Source organism: Methylomonas rapida, assembly GCF_024360925.2.
GTDB lineage: Bacteria > Pseudomonadota > Gammaproteobacteria > Methylococcales > Methylomonadaceae > Methylomonas > Methylomonas rapida.
In genome coordinates, this window is the sequence record NZ_CP113517.1 from 309822 (window position 1) to 327187 (window position 17366).

Consider the following 17366-nt stretch of genomic DNA (forward strand, 5'->3'; position numbering starts at 1 on the left):
CGCCCCACACTTTAGATAGGCAAATCAAAATTTGAATTGCTTGGCACCGCATGCTCCGGCGCTAATACAGGCTGCCCCTGGCTTTCTAGGAGACTCTGGACCTACTCTTCAGCCCTGCCTGTCCGCCTTTCGGTCGCGAGTGCCGCGCGCACCCGGTCCAATGCTCCCGGAAAATCGAAGGTCTCGATGCTGCGCCGAATTTGGGCAAAGTCCTGTGCCAAGGCCGGCCTTAATGCGCCTTCGTTAGCCGCCAGAAAGTCGATGGTCGCGGTATCGTCGCTGGCCAGTAAATCCGCCAGGCGAGCCAGCAAGTCGGCATCGACCGGGACGTGGCTGACGACATGATCGGCCGCCACGACTTCACCCTGCGCCAAGGCCGCCTGCAAGGCCGAGATCAATTTGGACAGACGTTCGGTCAGCGGTCCCAGGATCGCTAGCGCCGTCGCACGGTCGCCGCGCTTGAGCGCGGCATCCAGGTCGCTGGCCAATAAATGAATGGGCATGGCACCGATATTGCCGGCCGCGCCCTTGAGGTCATGGGCCAAGTTTGCGGCAACGGGATCGTTTTGCTCCAGCTGTTCGGCGAGTTGGCGCGCATGATCGCCATACCGTTCGACGAAGAGTGCGAGCAGCTGCCGGTATAAGGGTAGCTTGCCACGCGCCATCTTGAGGCCCGCTGCCAGGTCGAGATCGGCGATCGAGGCCAGTCGCGCGCGCAGGTTGGCATCGGCGTCATTCGGCGACGCGGCGGCAGGGTCCGTGCCGGCTTGCGGCGGCGTCACGCCCGCGCCGATTTTTCCGGTGCGCGCCGGTAGCCACTGGTGCAAGGCCGCGTAGAGCAGCTCCGGCTCCACCGGCTTGGCGATGAAGTCGTTCATGCCGGCTGCCAGGCAGGCGCGGTGGTCCTCGTCGAAAGCATTGGCGGTCATCGCCAGGATGGGCTTGTCACGCCAGCCCGGCAGGCTGCGGATGGCGCTAGTGGCCTCCAGGCCGTCCATCACTGGCATCTGCACGTCCATCAGGATCAGGGCGTAATCCGTGGTCTGCGCCCTGGCCAGCGCGACGGCGCCGTTCTCGGCGGTTTCCACCGCCAGCCCGACAGCGTGCAGCAGTTCCATCGCCACTTCGCGGTTGATGGGATTGTCTTCCACCAGCAACACGCGCGTGCCGGCCTGTTCGCGTTGCAGGGCCAGCTCGGCATCGACTCCCTTCGCGGCTGGCGCCGGCATGATGCCGTGCCCTCGCTGCAGCCGCACCGTGAACCAGAAGGTGCTGCCTTCGCCTGGCGTGCTCTCTACTCCCGCCTCGCCCCCCATCATCTGCGCCAGGTTGCGCGTCAACGCCAGACCGAGGCCGGTGCCGCCATACTTGCGGGTGGTGCCGGCGTCGGCCTGCTGGAACACCTGGAACAGGCGGTCGATCTGCTCCGGCGTCACGCCGATGCCTGTGTCCTGCACTTCGAAACGCACTTGCAGGCCCTCCGGACCTTCATCCAGCAGCTTGGCGCGCAGACTGATGCTCCCGCGTTCGGTAAACTTGACCGCGTTGCCGGCCAGATTGAACAGGCATTGGCGCAAGCGCAGCGCGTCGCCGCGCAGCCACGGCGGCACGGCGTCCCCATCGACTTCGACGCGCAGGCCCTTGGCCTTGGCCGATTCGCCGATCAGCGAGGCGACATGGTCGAGCACCGCCGAGAGCGGAAAGTCGTCCATGGTCAATTCCAGCTTGCCGGCCTCGACCTTGGACAGATCGAGGATGTCGTTGATCAGGTTGAGCAGATGCCCGCCGGCCGCGCGGATCTGATCCAGCCGCGCGCTCTGCTGCGGGGTGACACCATCGCGCTGCAGCAGATGGGTCAGCCCGATGATGGCATTCATGGGCGTGCGGATTTCGTGACTCATGTTGGCCAGGAAAGCACTCTTGGCACGGTTGGCGGCCTCGGCTTGCTGTTGGGCCTGGGCCAGTTCGGCGGTGCGTTGGACCACCAGGTCTTCGAGGTGATGCCGGTAGCGGTCCAGCTCCTGGCCGAGGCGTTTTTTCGGCTCTTCCGTATTTCGCGGAGTAGCCCCGACATATAGGGTTATGCATAACCGAACAACCGTCTCCCTTCGATATCAAGCCAGATATGCTGAAACAGGCGGACGGTATTGTAAATGCCAAAGCAGCGTCGTTTGATGCTTTTGATTTTGTTGTTAAGCCCTTCAACAAAGCCACTGGTTTCCCGGCGAATGAAATAGTTGGTGATTTCATTTCGCCAGTTTTGATAGGTTTTGACAAACGCATCAAAGCCCTTCAACTTCAAGACTTTGATATGCTCCATCCAGCGATCCAAGGCTTTTTCGGCCTCAGCCTTATTGAGTCGGCGCTCAAAAATACCCGTCAAAAGCTCCCGTTGGATATAGACTTCTCGCAAAATGGGGGCTTGCTGGAATAGAAAAAGCAAAACGGTTTGCTGATCGGCAGAGAGTTCCATCCAGCGCTTCCGAAAAGCCCACATCGCGCCTTTCAGCTTGGCATAATCCTCGGCAGACAGGGTATTCTTGAGTTTTTTCATTTCCGCCTTGCGGACCTGGTCGGCGCCGTCTCGATAATGCTTGGCGACATGGAAGCGATCAACCACCACCTCGACGCCGGGCAATGTCTCATAGACGGCGTTGCGATACCCTTCATACATGTCCACGCAGACGCGTTGTAACGCGTGTTGCTGTGCCTCGGGAATATTCTGCAAAAAGGCTTTAACCGTTTCTTTTTTGCGGTCGGGCAGCACCGCCAGAATCCGCTTATGGTCCTCGGTATCGATAGCCGACACGATGACCACAAAATCTTGATGCCCTTTTTTCAAAGCGATTTCATCCAGTCCCAGCAAGCGAATGCCTTGGATGGCAGACCAATCAACTTGTTGGGCCACGTGCCGATTGATAATCCCTTCCGCCGCTTCGGCGCTGATGCCGTGCTTCACGTCCATGTCGGTCACGCTGCTGTTGATCAATTCACGCAATATCCACTGCTCATACGCTTTGGTATGGGGGCTTTTCCAGTTATACCAGCCACATTGTTGCGTGGTCGTCGGACCTTTGGGGCAGTCAGGGCATCGATAGCGCTTGGGGGTTAGCTTGATCCAAACCGGCCGATCGAAAATCGACAAATGACGCAAGGTGATTTCTCTGCCATAGCCATAAAACTTATCGATCCTCTGGCCGCATTGATGGCAGGTTGCACTGGTTAACGTACTACTGACCGTGATGATGAACTCGCCTTTGGCGGTGGTTTCAACTTTTTCGATACAAACATCAGGTATATCCAGCGGTATTTGAAGTAGCGACTGTGTCATCACGATACTCCAGCGTTAAATTGTCGACCTTAGCAAAACTCACTGTGGCAGGCAAAGACTATAGCACTACATGTAGTGGTTTCTCCGCAAAATACGGAAGAGCCGTTTTTTCTCGGTGATGTCCGCCTTCACCGCGACGTAATGGCTGATGCGGTCGTCCGCCTGCCGCAGCGGAGCGACGTGAGCGAACTCGACATACTCCTCGCCGCTGGCCTTGCGATTGATGAATTCGCCCTTCCAGGGCTGCCCGGCGGTGAGCGAGTCCCACATTTCGTCGTAAGTAGCGCGCGGCGTCTGGCCCGATTGCAGTATGCGCGGATTCTGGCCGACGACCTGATCGCGCGTGTAACCGGTGGTGGCCAGGAAGGCGGTGTTGACGTATTCGATCTCGGCCGCGAGGTTGGTGATGACGATACTCTCCGGGCTTTGTTCCACCGCCAGTGCCAGCTGGCGCAGCGAGGCTTCGACGCGACGCTGGTCTTGCAGCACGCTCAACAGCGCGCGACGCCCGCGTTCAAGCTCTCGGGTGTATTGCGCCGCCGCGGCCTCGGCCTGTTTGCGCTCGTCGATATTGACCGAATAACCCGCTCCCAGCAGGGGCCACCCGTCCGCATCCCGCTGCACCACCGTTTGCAGCCAGTGATAGCCCCCTGTGTTGTCGTCAAAGCGGTATTCACAATCGAAGTCGCGCGTGTTGCACGGTTGCAGCGTCTGCTCGACCAAGGCCGTGAATCGCCCACGGTCGTCGGGATGTATCCGCGCCATCCAGCCTTCCAGCGTATCCGGGGCAGTGGCCTGATCCAAACCCAGGCCGGTCATGGCGCTGCCATCGTAACCCAGCTTGCCGGTGGTGAAGTCGATCTCCCATATCAGGATCCTGGCCGCATGCATGGCCAAGCCGAGACGGCGCTCCATCCGCTTCTGCTCGCTGATATCGAGGAAGGCTGCCAGTACGCCGTCGGCCAGGACGATGCCCGAGATCAGGACGTCGCGCACGGCGCCGCCCTTGCAGGTAACGCGAAAGGCCGTCGGTTCGATTTCGCCGCCGGTCGCCACAGCCCGCTCGATGGCCGGGCTCCAGCTTGCCTGCACCGTGGCGCGATAGACCGGGTCGGGGTAGGCCAAACGCCACCAGGCCTCGATGTCCGGAATATCGGACAGGGTGTAACCCAACACCTGCTCGAACTTCCCGTTCAAGGCGAGCATGCGACCGTCCAGCGTCACGAAACCGAGGGCCATGGGCACATGCTCGAACAACTGGCGGAAGCGTTTTTCGCTCTCGCCCAACATCGCTTCCGCCCGCCGGCTGCTTGCCAGCTGTTGCTGGCGCCAGACCAAGCCCAACCCCAGGCTGGCCAGCAACACCAGCAGGGCGGTCAGCAGCCCGGTGGTCCAGGCCTGTTGGCGCTGCGGGGCATACACTTCGTCCTGGTCCACCTTGGCCACCATGCTCCAGGGCGTGCCGGCAATTGCGCGTATCGCGGCGAGAACCGGGACGCCCCGATAATCGGTTGCGCCTTCGACCAGGCCTTCCCGTCCCTGGGCGGCCATCTCAGACGGAAGGCGGGGGGGGGCTGAAATAGGCAGCCGTAGTTTCAGTGCGGTGTCGGCGCGGTGGCGCAGATCGTTCAAAAAAACCACCTCGTCGCCTTCGCGCCGGATGAGCATGGTTTCGGCGCTGGGGCTGGGCGTGGGCCAGGTCTGGATCAGCGGGTACAGGTAAGACCGTGGGTCGATGACGAACAGCAACGCCCCCGCGGCCGGCCGGTCCGGCTGCGGCGACAGGCCCACCGGTGCCGCAAAACTCATGTGGATGAACTGGTCGGGCAGATCATGCAGATCGTAAAAGACGACGTCGCGCGCCGACACGGCGGCCTGCGCGTGTTCGCTGGCCGCCACTAAAAACGCGGTGCCCTGCCAGGGTGCTTGCGCGGCGGTCGAGTGCAGAAGCAGCCTGCCAGCCGCATCGAACAAGGCCACCGCGCTGTAGCTATAAGTTCTTTGCGAACGGTTCAACCACTGCTGCATTTCCTGGCGCGTGGCGGGGTCGTGGGGCGCCTGCAGATAGCGTCGCGCCAGCGGCAGGTCGAGGGCGGCCGCGGCATCGGCCCGGCGTTCCCGCATCCATTGCGCAATCTGGTCGGCTTTAAGCGCTTCGATATGAGTCAACATTTCCTCGGCAAGGCGTTTGGCTTCGGCCTGCTGGCTGTTGAAATGCAGCCAGCCGCCGGCGACGATCAGCGCGACCAGCAGCGCCAGCAGGCCCAGCAGCCACGCGCCGGGGGAGCGGTTCGTCGGGATCTGCGGCATGCTATGAGTCCGTGGTTGTGAGATCGATTTAGTCATGACCGTGTTCCGTCGCTGGGCTGGATTTGGCGGTGTCATCCGCCTCGACAACGGTTGGCGCCACCGTGGACGAATCGGCGGCCAGTTCGACGGCATAGAGCGGCGGTTCGTCCAGCCGTTGGCGCAGGATATCGGCCTCGCGTTTGAGTTCGAGCACACGGTCCTCGCGATCCAGCATCACCTCATACCACTGCTGCAGTTCGGCGAGTTGCCGCTGGATCTCGGCTTCACTGCGCTGGCGCTGAGCGATGTGCTGTTGCAGTTCCAGGTTGGCCGCCTCGACCGCTTTTTTGGCTTCGACGGCGTCTTCCATCATGTTGAGGGCCGCCACGCGGGAAACCTCCAATTCACGCAGGGTTTGGGTCAGGGCGGCATGCGCCCGCAGCAATGCGTCTTCCCTCTGCTTCGACTCGGTCATGTCCATCACCACGACACAAACGACTCCGGCAGAGCCGGTCGGCAGGCGGGTCAGCGACAGGCGCAACGGTACCGAGGTATCGGCGGCGCGGCCATTGATTTCGCCGATGGCCCTCCCGTTCCGGCTGTCTTGCAGCAGGGTCAGGAAGGCCGGCAGGTCCGCGGGCTCCACGAAAGACGCAAAGGCCGCGCCGATTAACTGCTCCAGCGGAGTTTTGATGATCTCGGCGTAGCCTCGGTTGCAATACAGGATCAAACCTTCGTCCGACAGCGTCACCGCACCCTCGTTCATTTCCTCGATGAACACGCGGTAGGGATGGTCGGCGCTATTCAGCGTGAACACCTGATCGCCGTGGGGCCCCGCCACCACCAGGGCATCCACCTCGCCGCCGCGGATCGCCCGTAGCGTTTCCTCGGCCTCGTCGAGCCGGGCACGCAATGCCTCTACCTCACGCACCCATTCTTCCCGGGATTGTTGTTCCGCCGACATGCCTACTCCGTTTCCGGCTGGATATCCAGCGCGCGCAGGACCCGGTCGGGGTTCGACAGGTCGCCGGTCAGCCGGCGCACCGGCGGCGGGCTTCGCTTGACGAGCGTCGGCGCGCAAATGACCCGTTCGTCTCGGCCAGCGTCAGGCATCTGGTGGAGATCGACGATGGTCAGTTCGTAGAGGCCCCGCAGGCGGTTTTCGCACAACTTCTTCAGGTTCTCGATGGCGCGGTTGGACTGTGGCGTGTTGCCGGCGATGTAGAGCCTCAGCACGTAAGGCCCCTTGCCGGATGGGCCCCGCAGCGCTGCCAGGGTGGAACTGCTGTCGTTCATGGCAAGCTCCTTCATGGGCTGACGCGCAGATCGAGGCCGACCAACACCCGTTCGGTATTGGAGAGGTCGCCGATGATCTTGCGTATCGGTTGCGGGAGCTTGCGCACCAGCGTCGGCAGGGCGAAAATCTGCTCGTCCGCCGCCAATTGCGGATTCTGCAGGAGATCGATGACCTCGATGCGGTATCGTCCTTCGAGATGTTCCTCGCAGATGCGCTTGAGATTGCTGAAGGCGGCCAGCGCCTTGGGGGACTGCCCGGCCACGTAGAGGCGCAGCTCCCATACGGGATCGGATGCCTTGGTGGCGCTTTCTGGCTTTGCTTTGCTCATCTCGATTTCTCCTGATTGTTGGCGACGGCGGCATCGGCCTGGCGGCAACGGCGCATCTCGGCCATATCCTGCTCCAGGCGCTCGCGGCGCTGCTCGCCCTGGCGAATGAGGCGTTTGACTTCCACCTCGGTGGCGGCAAATTCGGCGCGCAGGGCGGCGATCTGGCTTTCCAGCGCGTGGCGTTTGCGTTCCAGGACCGCCTGCTGTTCTTCCACATCCTGTTGGGCGGCCAGGCGCTCCGCCCGTTCGCGCGCTTCCTGCGCCAGCCGCGTGGAGCCGGTCAACACGCCGGCGGGGCCGACATACACGTCCAGCAATTCCACGCCGTGCTGCGTGAGTTTGAACTCGCGGATCTGATTCGAGTGCGCCATGCCGCGCGATTTGAGGACATACATGCCACGGTTGCGCTCGCCGTTCAGTTCGATGTCGCGCAGCAGCAGCCAGGTGTCTATCAATGAGGAGATTTCCATCTCGGTGTACTCCGGTGCGCTGGCTCCGGTGGTCAGGTTGACCAGCAGCGCGGTGATGCCCTTGACCTTGAGAAAGTCCACCAGCCGGATGAGCATGGACTTGACCTGGAATGGACTGCTAGCCGCGCTGAAGCTGCTGATCGGGTCCACGACCACGACCGAAGGTTGAAACTCATCGATCGTCTTGAGCATGACGGCGAGATGCATTTCCAGGCCATAGAGCGAGGGCCGCGCCGCCTGCAACCGCAAAAGTCCCTGCTTCACCCACGGCTGCAAGTCCAGCCCGATGGAACGCATGTTGCGCATCAACTGGTTGGGGGATTCCTCGAACAAAAACGACAGGCAACGCTCCCCGCGCCGGCAGGTGGCGTCGGCCAAGTGCGCCGCCACGCTGGTTTTGCCACAGCCCGCCGTGCCGGAGATCAGGATGCTGCTGCCACTAAAATACCCCTGGCCGCCGAGCATGTCGTCCAGTCGTGGGATACCGGTGGGGATGCGCTCCATGACGACCTCGTGATCCAGCCCGAGCGAGGTCACCGGCAGCACGAAAATGCCCTGTTCATCGATCAGGAAGGGATATTCGTTGGTGCCATGCATGGAGCCCCGGTATTTGGCCACGCGCAGGCGCCGGGTGGACATCTGCTCGCTCACGCGATGGTCGAGCATGATTACGCAATCGGAGACATATTCCTCGATGCCGTAGCGCGTCAGGGTGCCCTCGCCGCGCTCGCCCGTAATGACGGCGGTGACGTTCTTGTCCTTGAGGAAACGGAACAGCCGGCGCAGCTCCGCGCGCAGGATCGCTTGATTGGGCAGGGCGGAGAACAGCGCTTCCACCGTGTCCAGTGCCACACGCTTCGCGCCGATGGAATCGATGGCGTACCCCAGGCGGATGAACAGCCCGCCAAGGTCGTATTCGCCGGTCTCCTCGATCTCGCTGCGTTCGATGGCCACATGATCCACCGCGAGCTTTTTGCCGGCGATCAATCCCGGCAGATCGAAGCCGAGCGAGGCTACGTTCTTGGCGAGGTCCGCGGAGGTTTCCTCGAAGGTCATGAATACGCCCGGTTCGCCGTATTCCAACGCGCCGTGGACCAGGAACTCCATCGCTAGCAGCGTCTTGCCGCAGCCGGCACCGCCGCACACCAGCGTAGTCCGGCCCGCGGGCAGGCCGCCGCCGGTGATGTCGTCCAGTCCGCGAATGCCGGTGGGGGATTTGGTGAGAAGGCTGAGAGTCTGAGCGGGCAGGGTCTTCATGGGTTTTTTCATGCCTATTTCTCCTCGCGGTTGTTGGCGGGTAACGAGTCCGTGGAAAGGGATAGCTGTTCGCTGTCTTCTTGCGGCAGGAACGCCAGCTCGTAGGGCGGCGCTTCGCCCAGCCGGCGCGAGAGTTCGTTGATCGTCTGCTTGAGTTCGATCATGCGCAGCTCACGACCGGCGGCAGCCTGGTTGAAGCGGGTCAGTTCATCATTCCGGCGCTTCAGATCCTCCACCGCCCGCTTGCGTTCGGTGATGTCATCCACCATGGCAAAGACATAATTCACGCTGCCATCGGGCTTGCGCACGGAGCTGATCAGTAGACGCGCGTAGATCAAGTGGCCATCCTTGTGGATGAAGCGCTTGTCCAACGCATAACCGTCGATCTCGCCGGCCAGCATGCGGTTGAATTGGGCCAGGTCTGGCGCCAGATCATCAGGGTGGGTCAGTTCCGCCCAGGTCATGCGGATCAGCTCATCCCGACTGTATCCCAGCGTGGCGCACAAGCTATCGTTGACTTCGATCCAGCCGTGTTCCGGGCTGGTGATGGCGAGACCGACGAAGGAATGATCGAAATAGGCATGAAAACGTTCCATGCTGGCGCGCATTTCAGCCTCGACTTTGTCCCGAGCACTTTTCAGCACCGCCTGATCGATCAACTGTTGTTCGTAACCCTGGAAAATCAGGCACAGGATCATGGTAGCCAGCGGGTAGAGCAACAAAAGCACCCACCCGGCCTGCTCGACAAAGGCATAACCAACGCGATTGGGCAGTTGCGTGAAGGCGGCCAACTGCGTCAACTGCACGACGACGCCCAGCGCGAGATAGTCGATCAACCACGGGGGGTGGGTGCGCCGCTGCCACCAGTGTCGGGCCAGCACTCCCAGCAAAGCCGACAGCAGCGCGGTCACGATGCCGACCGTAGCGCCGTTGCCGCCCAACTGGTAGCGATAGAGCGCCGTCATGCCCGCCGCAATCGCCGCGGTAACGCCGCCCCCCACCACTCCGGCCACCGTCAGCACAATCGAACGGCCGTCGAAGAACACACCGGGTGAAAAAATCACCGCGTTTGCCATGTCCAGCAAGGCCACGCTGCCAAACAGCACGCCGAGCATGACGCGGCAATTCAACGGTTTCTGGTAGAGACGCGCAATAACGATCTGTCCAGCCGCCACCAGCGCGATCAGGAAAGCCACGTTATTGATCAGGTTGATTAGCATGGATGAAGACGGGGGCGTGGCAACGTCATCGCATCAGATTCGAATCCTGTGGCGAAGTCTGGGCTGGTCGGGTTCATGGCGCCTTCAGGTGGAGGAGTCGTGATGGCGCTCGGCGATGCGGGCGAATTCCTCGAAATTCGCCAGGAAGGCATCGGCAACATCGGGATCGAAATGGCGGCCACGGCCGGCAACGATGATGTCGCGCGCGGCTTCGCAGGACATGGCCGGTTTGTACACACGCACCGAAATCAGCGCATCGAAGACATCGGCCAGCGCCATGAAGCGGGCGGCAACGGGGATGGCCTCTCCGGCCAGGCCATTGGGGTAGCCGCTGCCATCCCATTTTTCATGGTGCCAGTGGGCGATTTGCTTGGCCAGTACGAGGAAATCCAGGGGCATGTCGATGTCGGCCTCGGCCTTCTCGATAGCTTCGACGCCCAGCCTGGCATGGGTTTTCATGACCATCCATTCGGCCTCGGTGAGCCGGTCCGGCTTGAGCAGGATCGCGTCGGGAATGCCGACCTTGCCGATGTCGTGCAGCGGGGCCGACTTGGTCAGCAGGTCACAGTAGCGCGGGGTGAGCACATCGCTGAAGCGCGGGTGCCGGCGCAGCGCCGTGGCGAGCAGGTGGACATAGGCCTGAGTACGCAGAATGTGGTTGCCTGTTTCGGGATCGCGCGTTTCGGCCAGGTGGGCCAGGGCGCGGATGCTGACCAGTTGGGTCAGGTCATTTTCGCGCATGCGCCGCGCCACCTCTTCTTCCAGCAGCGTGTTGCGGTCGCGCAAAAAATCGCGGCCGCATTTGGCGTCGAGTTGAGTCCGCACACGGGCCAGCAGGATGCCGGGGCGAATCGGCTTGGTCAGGTAATCGGCAGCGCCCAGTTCCAGGCCAAGCTCCTCGTCGGCTTCGTCATCGAGTGCCGTGACGAAGAGGACTGGGATGTCGCGGGTGGCCGGTTCGGCGCGCAGCTCCCGCAGGACGTCGTAACCATTCATCTCCGGCATCATTACGTCGAGCAGGATGAGATCGGGCGTCCGAGGGGGCTGCGCCGCAACCAGGCAGCGACGGCCAGAATTGGCTGCGCGCACCCTGTAGTAAGGTTGCAGAAGCGTCGTCAGGATCGCGAGATTGGTTGGCTCGTCGTCGACGATTAGAATGGTGTGTTCAGGCATGGAGGCTCCTGAGCGAAAACGTTATCAGGATTGTAGTGTTTTTCTTCCCGGCGCGCATGAGGCAAATTCGCACGCGCCGCCCACCTAATCAGGTTTTCGAGAAAACCAGCCGTTTGAATGGCGGCGGCCATGGCAAAGGGTTTGTCAGACAGCACCTGGCCGTTGAGTGAGGCCACCAATGACTGCTCTGCAGCTTGCATTCAGTGGCTGCAAGCGGTTTATCCTAGAAAAATCATTTGGTCCACGAAACATACGAAAATCACGAAAAGTTTCAAGCAGTCATCACGCCTAAGAGAGCAGCGCCGGACAGGTGAATCGATAGGCTTCATGACGCAATGATTTATTCTGTGATTTTCGTGGGTTTGCTGCCGTTTTTAGGTTTATGCTCGGTTAAAACTCGGTTATTGACTCCAGCAGCATCCTGTTCCCGGCAATGATGTCGGATATAGGCATGGCTACTAGCCGTTCAGCAAAGTCGCAAGCGTGTTGCAGATTTTCCGCGGCGCTGGCGCTGAGATCTTCGCCGAGTTCGAAGGATTCGGTTTTGATGCTGAGTAAAAAGCTTGGTGGGGGTGTTTGGCCGGTTACGGTCTCGAAGACTTGCAGCAACGCGGAGGGGCTCATCGCGTGGCTGGTATAGCTGTTGTCGCGGCAGGGCTTGAGCCGGGTAAAGGCAAAGGCGTCGTCGCCCGTGACCGAGGCGTCGACGAAAATTACCAGCTCGCGTCCTTGCAAATCCAGCGCATGTTCGATCTGTAGTTGAAAATCGGTTAAAAATTCGATGCGGGCGGCATCGACCCGACGTTCCAGGTAGTCCAGAACCAGCGGGCCGACGGCATCATCGCCACGGCTGAGATTGCCGTAGCCGAACAGCAGGATGGGTTTGATCATGTCAGTCCGTGTTCGAAAGCGCCGTTTCCGTGGCGCACCAGGCGATCTATCGTTTCACCTTGGGAATCGATCAGTTCCAGTTGTAGCGGCATTTTGCCGACCGCATGCGTCGCGCAGGACAGGCAAGGGTCATAGGCGCGGATGGCCACTTCCAGATTGTTCAGCAAGGGCTCGGTGAGTTCGCGACCGGACAGATATTCTGCTGCCACCTGCCGCACCGATTCGTTCATGCCCATGTTGTTGCTGGTGGTCGATACGATCAGGTTGGCCTTGGTGACGATGTCGTTGTCGTCGACCTGATAATGGTGGAACAGCGTGCCGCGCGGCGCTTCGATCACGCCTATGCCTTCGTAACGTTTTTCACCCTTGGCGACCAGATCGTTGCTCATCACATCCGGATCGTGCAGCAAGGTTTTGATGCTTTCGGCACAATGCAGCACTTCGATCAGGCGAGCCCAATGGAAGGCCAGCGTGCTGTGTACCATGGCTTCGCCGCCGTGTTGTTTGAAGTCGGCGCGAGCGGCTTCCGCCAGTGGCGTGTCGATGAAGTCGCAGTTGTTGACGCGCGCCAGCGGTCCGACGCGATACCAGCCCAGGTCTTTACCCAATGATGTCAGGTACGGGAACTTCATGTAGCTCCAGGAACGCACTTCTTCATGGATCAGGTCGGTGTAATCGCAGTAGTCGAAATGATCGACGATGGTTTCGCCTTTGTCGTTTTTGGCCCGAATGCCGCCGTGATATAGCTCCAGCGCGCCGTTGGGTTTGACCAGGCCCAGGTAATTGCTGCGTATCGTGGCGAATTCGTCGTAGAACGGCAGGTTCGAGGTATGCACTTGTTTGATCAGGGCGACGGCGGCTTCCGACCAGGCAATCATCTGATCGATGTCCTGCAGCAGATAATCGCGTTCTTCCTTGCTCAAGGCCTTGTTCATGCCGCCGGCAATGGCGCCGGTGCCATGCACGCGTTTGCCGGACACCATGCGGATGACTTCCTGGCCGTATTTGCGCAATTTGACGCCTTGCAGGCCGATGTCGGGATATTCGGCCAGTACCGCGATCACGTTGCGTTTACCGATGTCGCTTTCGAAACCGAACAGCAAATCGGGGCTGGATAGATGGAAAAAGTGCAGCGCATGCGATTGCAGCACTTGGCCGAAATGCAGCAGGCGGCGCAATTTGTCGGCGGCCGGCGGCAGATTGTCCGGATCGACGCCGACCAGTTGGTCTATGGCCTTGGCTGCGGCCAGATGGTGGCTGACCGGACAAATGCCGCACAGGCGTTGCACCATGACGGGTAGTTCCCAGTACGGGCGGCCCTGGATGAATTTTTCGAAGCCGCGAAACTCGACGATGTGCAGCCGGGCTTGTTGTATCTTGTTGTTTTCATCGAGCAACAAGCTGACTTTGCCGTGGCCTTCGACGCGGGAAACGGGATCGACCACCACCCGTTTCAGGTTGGCGGGGTTGGAGGCGGTTTCAAGATGTTCGTACATAAGGGTTCCTCGTTAGTCGTAATGGACTAATTCATAGGGTAAAGCCGGTTCGCGGCCTTCCACCAGCGCGGTCAGGAAGGTCCAGAATACGTCGGCGGACGGTGGGCAGCCCGGCATGAAGTAATCGACCTTGACGATTTCATGGATGGGATGCACCTTGTCGAGCAATAACGGCAGCTCCGGATCGCTGGGGATTTGCGCGTTTTCGACGCCAATGCCATCGCGATAGGCTTCCAGCAGGCAGTCTTCCAGATTGACATAATTGCGCATCGCCGGCAGGCCGCCGTTGATCGCGCAGGCGCCGACGGCGACCAGGATTTTGCAGTTTTTGCGGAACTCGCGCAGCACATGCACGTTTTCCGAGTTGCAGACGCCGCCTTCGATCAAGCCGATGTCGCACGGTCCGCAATGTTCGATGTCGGTAATCGGCGAACGGTCGAATTCGGCGACCTCGGCCAGCGCAACGATGCGCTCGTCGATGTCCAGAAACGACATGTGACAGCCGAAGCAACCCGCCAGGGAGGTGGTTGCGACTTTGATCTTATTTGTCATGGGCGACCTCCTGGGATGGGGCGAGTGCGGCAGCGGGTCGGGAACAGGAGCCGCCTTCCGCGGCGAGCGCCACTTCGCTGATTTGTTTGTGGTCGTAAATACGTTGTCCAATCGGTACCTGGAAGCCCGTGCGTTTGATCAGAATCGCGCCGGTCGGGCAGATATGCGCGGCGCAGTCGTCGACCGCTATGTCGCTATCCTTCAGTTGTCCGCTCGGCGAATTGATGACCAAGCGCTTGTTGATGCCGCGGCCGGCGATGCCGAACACGTTCTTGCCGTCTTTTTCCTGGCTGGCGCGCACGCACAGATTGCAGAAAATGCAGCGGTTGTGGTCTATCAGAATGTCCGGATGCGAGGCATCGACTTCCCTAAGGGCGAAGAAATGCGGGAAATGGTTGTCATACATCTGTAAATGGTAGGCCACGCCTTGCAATTGGCAGTTGCCGGATTTTTCGCAGGACGGGCAGAAATGATTGCCTTCGACGAACAGCATTTGCGTGATGCGGCGGCGGTCATGCGCCAGTTCGTCGTTGTTGCTGATGACGGTCTGGCCGTCCGCGGCCGGAAAGGTGCAGGCCGAGCAGTTGCGACCATTGACCTTGACGGTGCAGAGCTTGCAGCTGCCGTGCGGGGTGTAGCCCGGTTTGTGGCACAGATGCGGAATGTAGACGCCGGCTGCGGTGGCGGCTTCGATGATGGTTTGGCCTTCGGTGAACGGGATGGTTTGGCCGTCGAGATTGATGGTGCCTGTCATGTTATTCCTCCACTTGCGACAAATGCGCGGCGGCATCGTCGCGATGCGCCATGCGGCGAGCGATTGCCAGCGAGCCGTCCAGATCGAAGCCGGGCTCGTAGCTGATGTCTTTCAGTTGCTTTTCATAGACGTCGGGATAGCGTTGCAGCGTGGTTAAAATGGGATTGGCCGCGGTTTGGCCCAAGCCGCAGTGGCTGTTGCTTTTGACCAGTTGGCAGATTTTTTCCAGTTCAGCCACGTCGCCCGCCGAGCCGTGGCCGTTGACGATTTTATCCAGTTGATTTTTCAGCAGCGAGGTGCCGACCCGGCAAGGCGTGCAGAAGCCGCAACTCTCGTGAGCGAAGAAGTGCGTGAAGTTCTGCGCGATGGCCAGCACGTTGCGGCTGTGGTTGAAGACGATGAACGAGCCGCCGGTGGCAAGATCTTCAAAGGCGAGCTTTCTATCCAATTCCTGATTGGAGATAAAGGTACCGGACGGGCCGCCGATTTGCACGCCCATGACGTCTTCGGCGCCGCAATCATCCAGAATCTGGCGAATTGGGGTGCCGAAGGGATATTCGTAGATGCCGGGCTTCGCGCAGTCGCCGCAAATGCTGAGTATTTTGCTGCCGGTCGATTTCTCGGTGCCGACCTTGGCGAACCAGTCGCCGCCGTGAATGGCGATATTGGCTGCGGCCATGAAAGTTTCCACGTTGTTGACGACCGTGGGTTTATTCAAATAACCGCTGCTGACGGGATAGGGCGGGCGATTGCGCGGTATGCCGGGCTTGCCTTCCAGCGATTCGATCAAGGCCGATTCCTCGCCGCAAATATAAGCGCCGGCACCCAGGCAGATTTCGATGTCGAAATCCAGCCCTAGGCCGAGGATGTCGGTACCCAGCAGGTTTTCGTCCCGCCGTTGTGCCAGAGTGGCTTGTAGTTTGTCGTACAGGTGTAGATATTCACCGCGCAGGTATAAAAAACCTTGTTTCGCGCCGATGATGGCCGCGCAGAGCGTCATGCCTTCAAACACCTGGTCGGCATAGCTGTTCAGCAATACCCTGTCCTTGAAGGTGCCGGGCTCACCCTCGTCGGCATTGCAAACCACATAATGGGCATCGGCTTTTTCTTCGGCGCAGAAGCGCCATTTCATCGCGGTTTTAAAACCGGCCCCGCCTCGGCCGCGCAGGCCGGAATAGTCGAGTTCGGCCAAGGTAGACGACGTGCCGTTGCTGAAGGCAGCCTGGATGGCCGTGCCTTTCTCGAACGAGGCATTGAGCAGCAACCCTGCCTTATGAATATTGTCGTTGACCGCAAACAAGTGTGCGGGCCATTCCTGCAACGGTGTTTGCCCTTCGATCAAAATCGCGATTTCATCGATTTTGGGTCTGTCCAGTCGCGTCAAAGCCAAACCGTTGACCAGACCGGCCGGTCCCTGGTCGCACATGCCGGTGCAGGAGGTGTTGTTCAAACTGACCAGGCCATCGGCCCGGACTTCGCCAACCTTGACTTTCAATGCGCTGGACAGGTAGCTGAGCAGGTTTTCCTTATCCAGCATACGGTCGGTGATCGAATCGCTGATCAGAATATCGTAGCGGCCCTGCGGGGTCAGGTGGAAAAAGCTGTAGAATTCGACGACCGCTATGATTTGGGTGCGCGGTATCTTGAGGGCCACGGCCAGAATGTCGATGGCTTCGGCGGGAATATGGCGATATTCGGCTTGTACGTCTCTCAGTATCGACATTAGCCTAACCGGTTGGTAATTTGCTTTTGCCAGCACTGTATCTAAGAATGTTTTCATCATAGGGCTACCGGTTAATTAAGTTGTTTGGAAAATTATGGATCACTCAAAAAAAACCGTTTTCAGACCGGCCTTGAATTTTGAAGGCGGAGCGCTGGCGAAGTGCCTGGAACAAATCGCCGAGCAAAATCGCGTTTTGCGCATCGTGCGCGCCGCGTTACCAGCAAGCATAGCAGAGCATGCGGAGCATTGTGTAATAAGCGCTAGTCGATTGGTCGTCTATACCGACTCTTCGGCTTGGGCGTCGCAAATTCGTTTCTTCCAGCAAGCAATACTAAACAAATTGCAGGAGTCTGGACAGCAAAAAATCGTTAAGGTGCAAGTAAAGCTTTATTCGCCTCTGCCGGAATTCAAGGCCAGTCCGGCTGCGCGTCTGCCTAGCGCCGAAACTGTTCAAGCGTTGTTAAGGCAAGTCGATGAAAATAGCGAGGATGTGCTGAATCGGGCGCTAGCCAAATTGGCGCGGACGCTGAGTAAGCGGCTTGAGAATTGAAGCCCGCAACCAGTCGGGCTTCAAATGGGTTTGGA

16 protein-coding genes are annotated in these 17366 nt (G+C 59.9%); 1 reads left to right on the forward strand and 15 read right to left on the reverse strand.

Annotated elements, in window-relative coordinates; translation table 11 throughout:
• Positions 1-101 precede the first annotated feature (101 nt).
• From NM686_RS01415 to NM686_RS01485, 15 genes are all read right to left on the reverse strand, one after another.
• Complete coding sequence (locus tag NM686_RS01415) at positions 102-1985, reverse strand: ATP-binding protein (protein WP_255190166.1); 1884 nt, start codon at positions 1983-1985, stop codon at positions 102-104.
• 95 nt (positions 1986-2080) lie between these two features.
• The gene (locus NM686_RS01420) at positions 2081-3331 is read right to left on the reverse strand and encodes an ISL3 family transposase (protein WP_255187011.1); all 1251 of its coding nucleotides are present in this window, start codon (positions 3329-3331) and stop codon (positions 2081-2083) included.
• Between the two features lie 66 nt (positions 3332-3397).
• Complete coding sequence (locus tag NM686_RS01425; RefSeq protein WP_255190167.1) at positions 3398-5641, reverse strand: PAS domain-containing protein; 2244 nt, start codon at positions 5639-5641, stop codon at positions 3398-3400.
• A 28-nt stretch (positions 5642-5669) separates the two neighbouring features.
• Complete coding sequence (locus tag NM686_RS01430; protein WP_255190168.1) at positions 5670-6584, reverse strand: PAS domain S-box protein; 915 nt, start codon at positions 6582-6584, stop codon at positions 5670-5672.
• Between the two features lie 2 nt (positions 6585-6586).
• The gene (locus NM686_RS01435) at positions 6587-6916 is read right to left on the reverse strand and encodes a circadian clock KaiB family protein (protein ID WP_255190169.1); all 330 of its coding nucleotides are present in this window, start codon (positions 6914-6916) and stop codon (positions 6587-6589) included.
• An 11-nt stretch (positions 6917-6927) separates the two neighbouring features.
• Positions 6928-7245 carry a circadian clock KaiB family protein gene (locus tag NM686_RS01440; RefSeq protein WP_255190170.1) on the reverse strand — a complete coding sequence of 106 codons (318 nt, stop codon included), beginning with the start codon at positions 7243-7245 and terminating at the stop codon, positions 6928-6930.
• Positions 7242-8984: a circadian clock protein KaiC gene (gene kaiC, locus NM686_RS01445; RefSeq protein ID WP_255190171.1), complete on the reverse strand. Its 1743-nt coding sequence runs from the start codon at positions 8982-8984 to the stop codon at positions 7242-7244. The genes NM686_RS01440 and kaiC overlap by 4 nt, the downstream gene beginning before the upstream one ends.
• 2 nt (positions 8985-8986) lie before the next feature.
• Positions 8987-10192 carry a PAS domain S-box protein gene (locus NM686_RS01450; RefSeq protein ID WP_255190172.1) on the reverse strand — a complete coding sequence of 402 codons (1206 nt, stop codon included), beginning with the start codon at positions 10190-10192 and terminating at the stop codon, positions 8987-8989.
• An 84-nt stretch (positions 10193-10276) separates the two neighbouring features.
• Positions 10277-11365 carry a response regulator gene (locus NM686_RS01455; protein WP_255190173.1) on the reverse strand — a complete coding sequence of 363 codons (1089 nt, stop codon included), beginning with the start codon at positions 11363-11365 and terminating at the stop codon, positions 10277-10279.
• Positions 11344-11565: a hypothetical protein gene (locus NM686_RS01460; RefSeq protein ID WP_255190174.1), complete on the reverse strand. Its 222-nt coding sequence runs from the start codon at positions 11563-11565 to the stop codon at positions 11344-11346. The genes NM686_RS01455 and NM686_RS01460 overlap by 22 nt, the downstream gene beginning before the upstream one ends.
• Positions 11566-11755: 190 nt before the next feature.
• The gene (locus tag NM686_RS01465; RefSeq protein ID WP_255190175.1) at positions 11756-12256 is read right to left on the reverse strand and encodes a hydrogenase maturation protease; all 501 of its coding nucleotides are present in this window, start codon (positions 12254-12256) and stop codon (positions 11756-11758) included.
• Positions 12253-13752, reverse strand: a complete 1500-nt coding sequence (locus tag NM686_RS01470) for a Ni/Fe hydrogenase subunit alpha (RefSeq protein ID WP_255190176.1) — start codon at positions 13750-13752, stop codon at positions 12253-12255. The genes NM686_RS01465 and NM686_RS01470 overlap by 4 nt, the downstream gene beginning before the upstream one ends.
• 12 nt (positions 13753-13764) lie before the next feature.
• A complete protein-coding gene (locus NM686_RS01475) occupies positions 13765-14304 on the reverse strand; it encodes an NADH-quinone oxidoreductase subunit B family protein (RefSeq protein WP_255190177.1) in 540 nt (179 codons plus the stop codon).
• The gene (locus NM686_RS01480; RefSeq protein WP_255190178.1) at positions 14294-15058 is read right to left on the reverse strand and encodes a 2Fe-2S iron-sulfur cluster-binding protein; all 765 of its coding nucleotides are present in this window, start codon (positions 15056-15058) and stop codon (positions 14294-14296) included. Before NM686_RS01480 ends, NM686_RS01475 begins: the two co-directional genes overlap by 11 nt.
• A gap of 1 nt (position 15059) precedes the next feature.
• A complete protein-coding gene (locus NM686_RS01485; protein WP_255190179.1) occupies positions 15060-16838 on the reverse strand; it encodes an NAD(P)H-dependent oxidoreductase subunit E in 1779 nt (592 codons plus the stop codon).
• Positions 16839-16875: 37 nt separating this feature from the next.
• Here NM686_RS01485 and NM686_RS01490 point away from each other — a divergent pair, with 37 nt between their 5' ends.
• Positions 16876-17331, forward strand: coding sequence for a DciA family protein (locus NM686_RS01490; RefSeq protein ID WP_255190180.1), 456 nt, complete (start codon positions 16876-16878; stop codon positions 17329-17331).
• Positions 17332-17366 lie beyond the last annotated feature (35 nt).

Excerpts from the sequence above, each read along its gene's own strand:
- NM686_RS01420 (WP_255187011.1), bottom strand. The coding sequence starts at position 3,331 with ATGACACAGTCGCTACTTCAAATACCGCTGGATATACCTGATGTTTGT.
- NM686_RS01425 (WP_255190167.1), bottom strand. The coding sequence starts at position 5,641 with ATGCCGCAGATCCCGACGAACCGCTCCCCCGGCGCGTGGCTGCTGGGC.
- NM686_RS01430 (WP_255190168.1), bottom strand. The coding sequence starts at position 6,584 with ATGTCGGCGGAACAACAATCCCGGGAAGAATGGGTGCGTGAGGTAGAG.
- NM686_RS01435 (WP_255190169.1), bottom strand. The coding sequence starts at position 6,916 with ATGAACGACAGCAGTTCCACCCTGGCAGCGCTGCGGGGCCCATCCGGC.
- NM686_RS01440 (WP_255190170.1), bottom strand. The coding sequence starts at position 7,245 with ATGAGCAAAGCAAAGCCAGAAAGCGCCACCAAGGCATCCGATCCCGTA.
- kaiC (WP_255190171.1), bottom strand. The coding sequence starts at position 8,984 with ATGAAAAAACCCATGAAGACCCTGCCCGCTCAGACTCTCAGCCTTCTC.
- NM686_RS01450 (WP_255190172.1), bottom strand. The coding sequence starts at position 10,192 with ATGCTAATCAACCTGATCAATAACGTGGCTTTCCTGATCGCGCTGGTG.
- NM686_RS01455 (WP_255190173.1), bottom strand. The coding sequence starts at position 11,365 with ATGCCTGAACACACCATTCTAATCGTCGACGACGAGCCAACCAATCTC.
- NM686_RS01460 (WP_255190174.1), bottom strand. The coding sequence starts at position 11,565 with ATGCAAGCTGCAGAGCAGTCATTGGTGGCCTCACTCAACGGCCAGGTG.
- NM686_RS01465 (WP_255190175.1), bottom strand. The coding sequence starts at position 12,256 with ATGATCAAACCCATCCTGCTGTTCGGCTACGGCAATCTCAGCCGTGGC.
- NM686_RS01470 (WP_255190176.1), bottom strand. The coding sequence starts at position 13,752 with ATGTACGAACATCTTGAAACCGCCTCCAACCCCGCCAACCTGAAACGG.
- NM686_RS01475 (WP_255190177.1), bottom strand. The coding sequence starts at position 14,304 with ATGACAAATAAGATCAAAGTCGCAACCACCTCCCTGGCGGGTTGCTTC.
- NM686_RS01480 (WP_255190178.1), bottom strand. The coding sequence starts at position 15,058 with ATGACAGGCACCATCAATCTCGACGGCCAAACCATCCCGTTCACCGAA.
- NM686_RS01485 (WP_255190179.1), bottom strand. The coding sequence starts at position 16,838 with ATGAAAACATTCTTAGATACAGTGCTGGCAAAAGCAAATTACCAACCG.
- NM686_RS01490 (WP_255190180.1), top strand. The coding sequence starts at position 16,876 with ATGGATCACTCAAAAAAAACCGTTTTCAGACCGGCCTTGAATTTTGAA.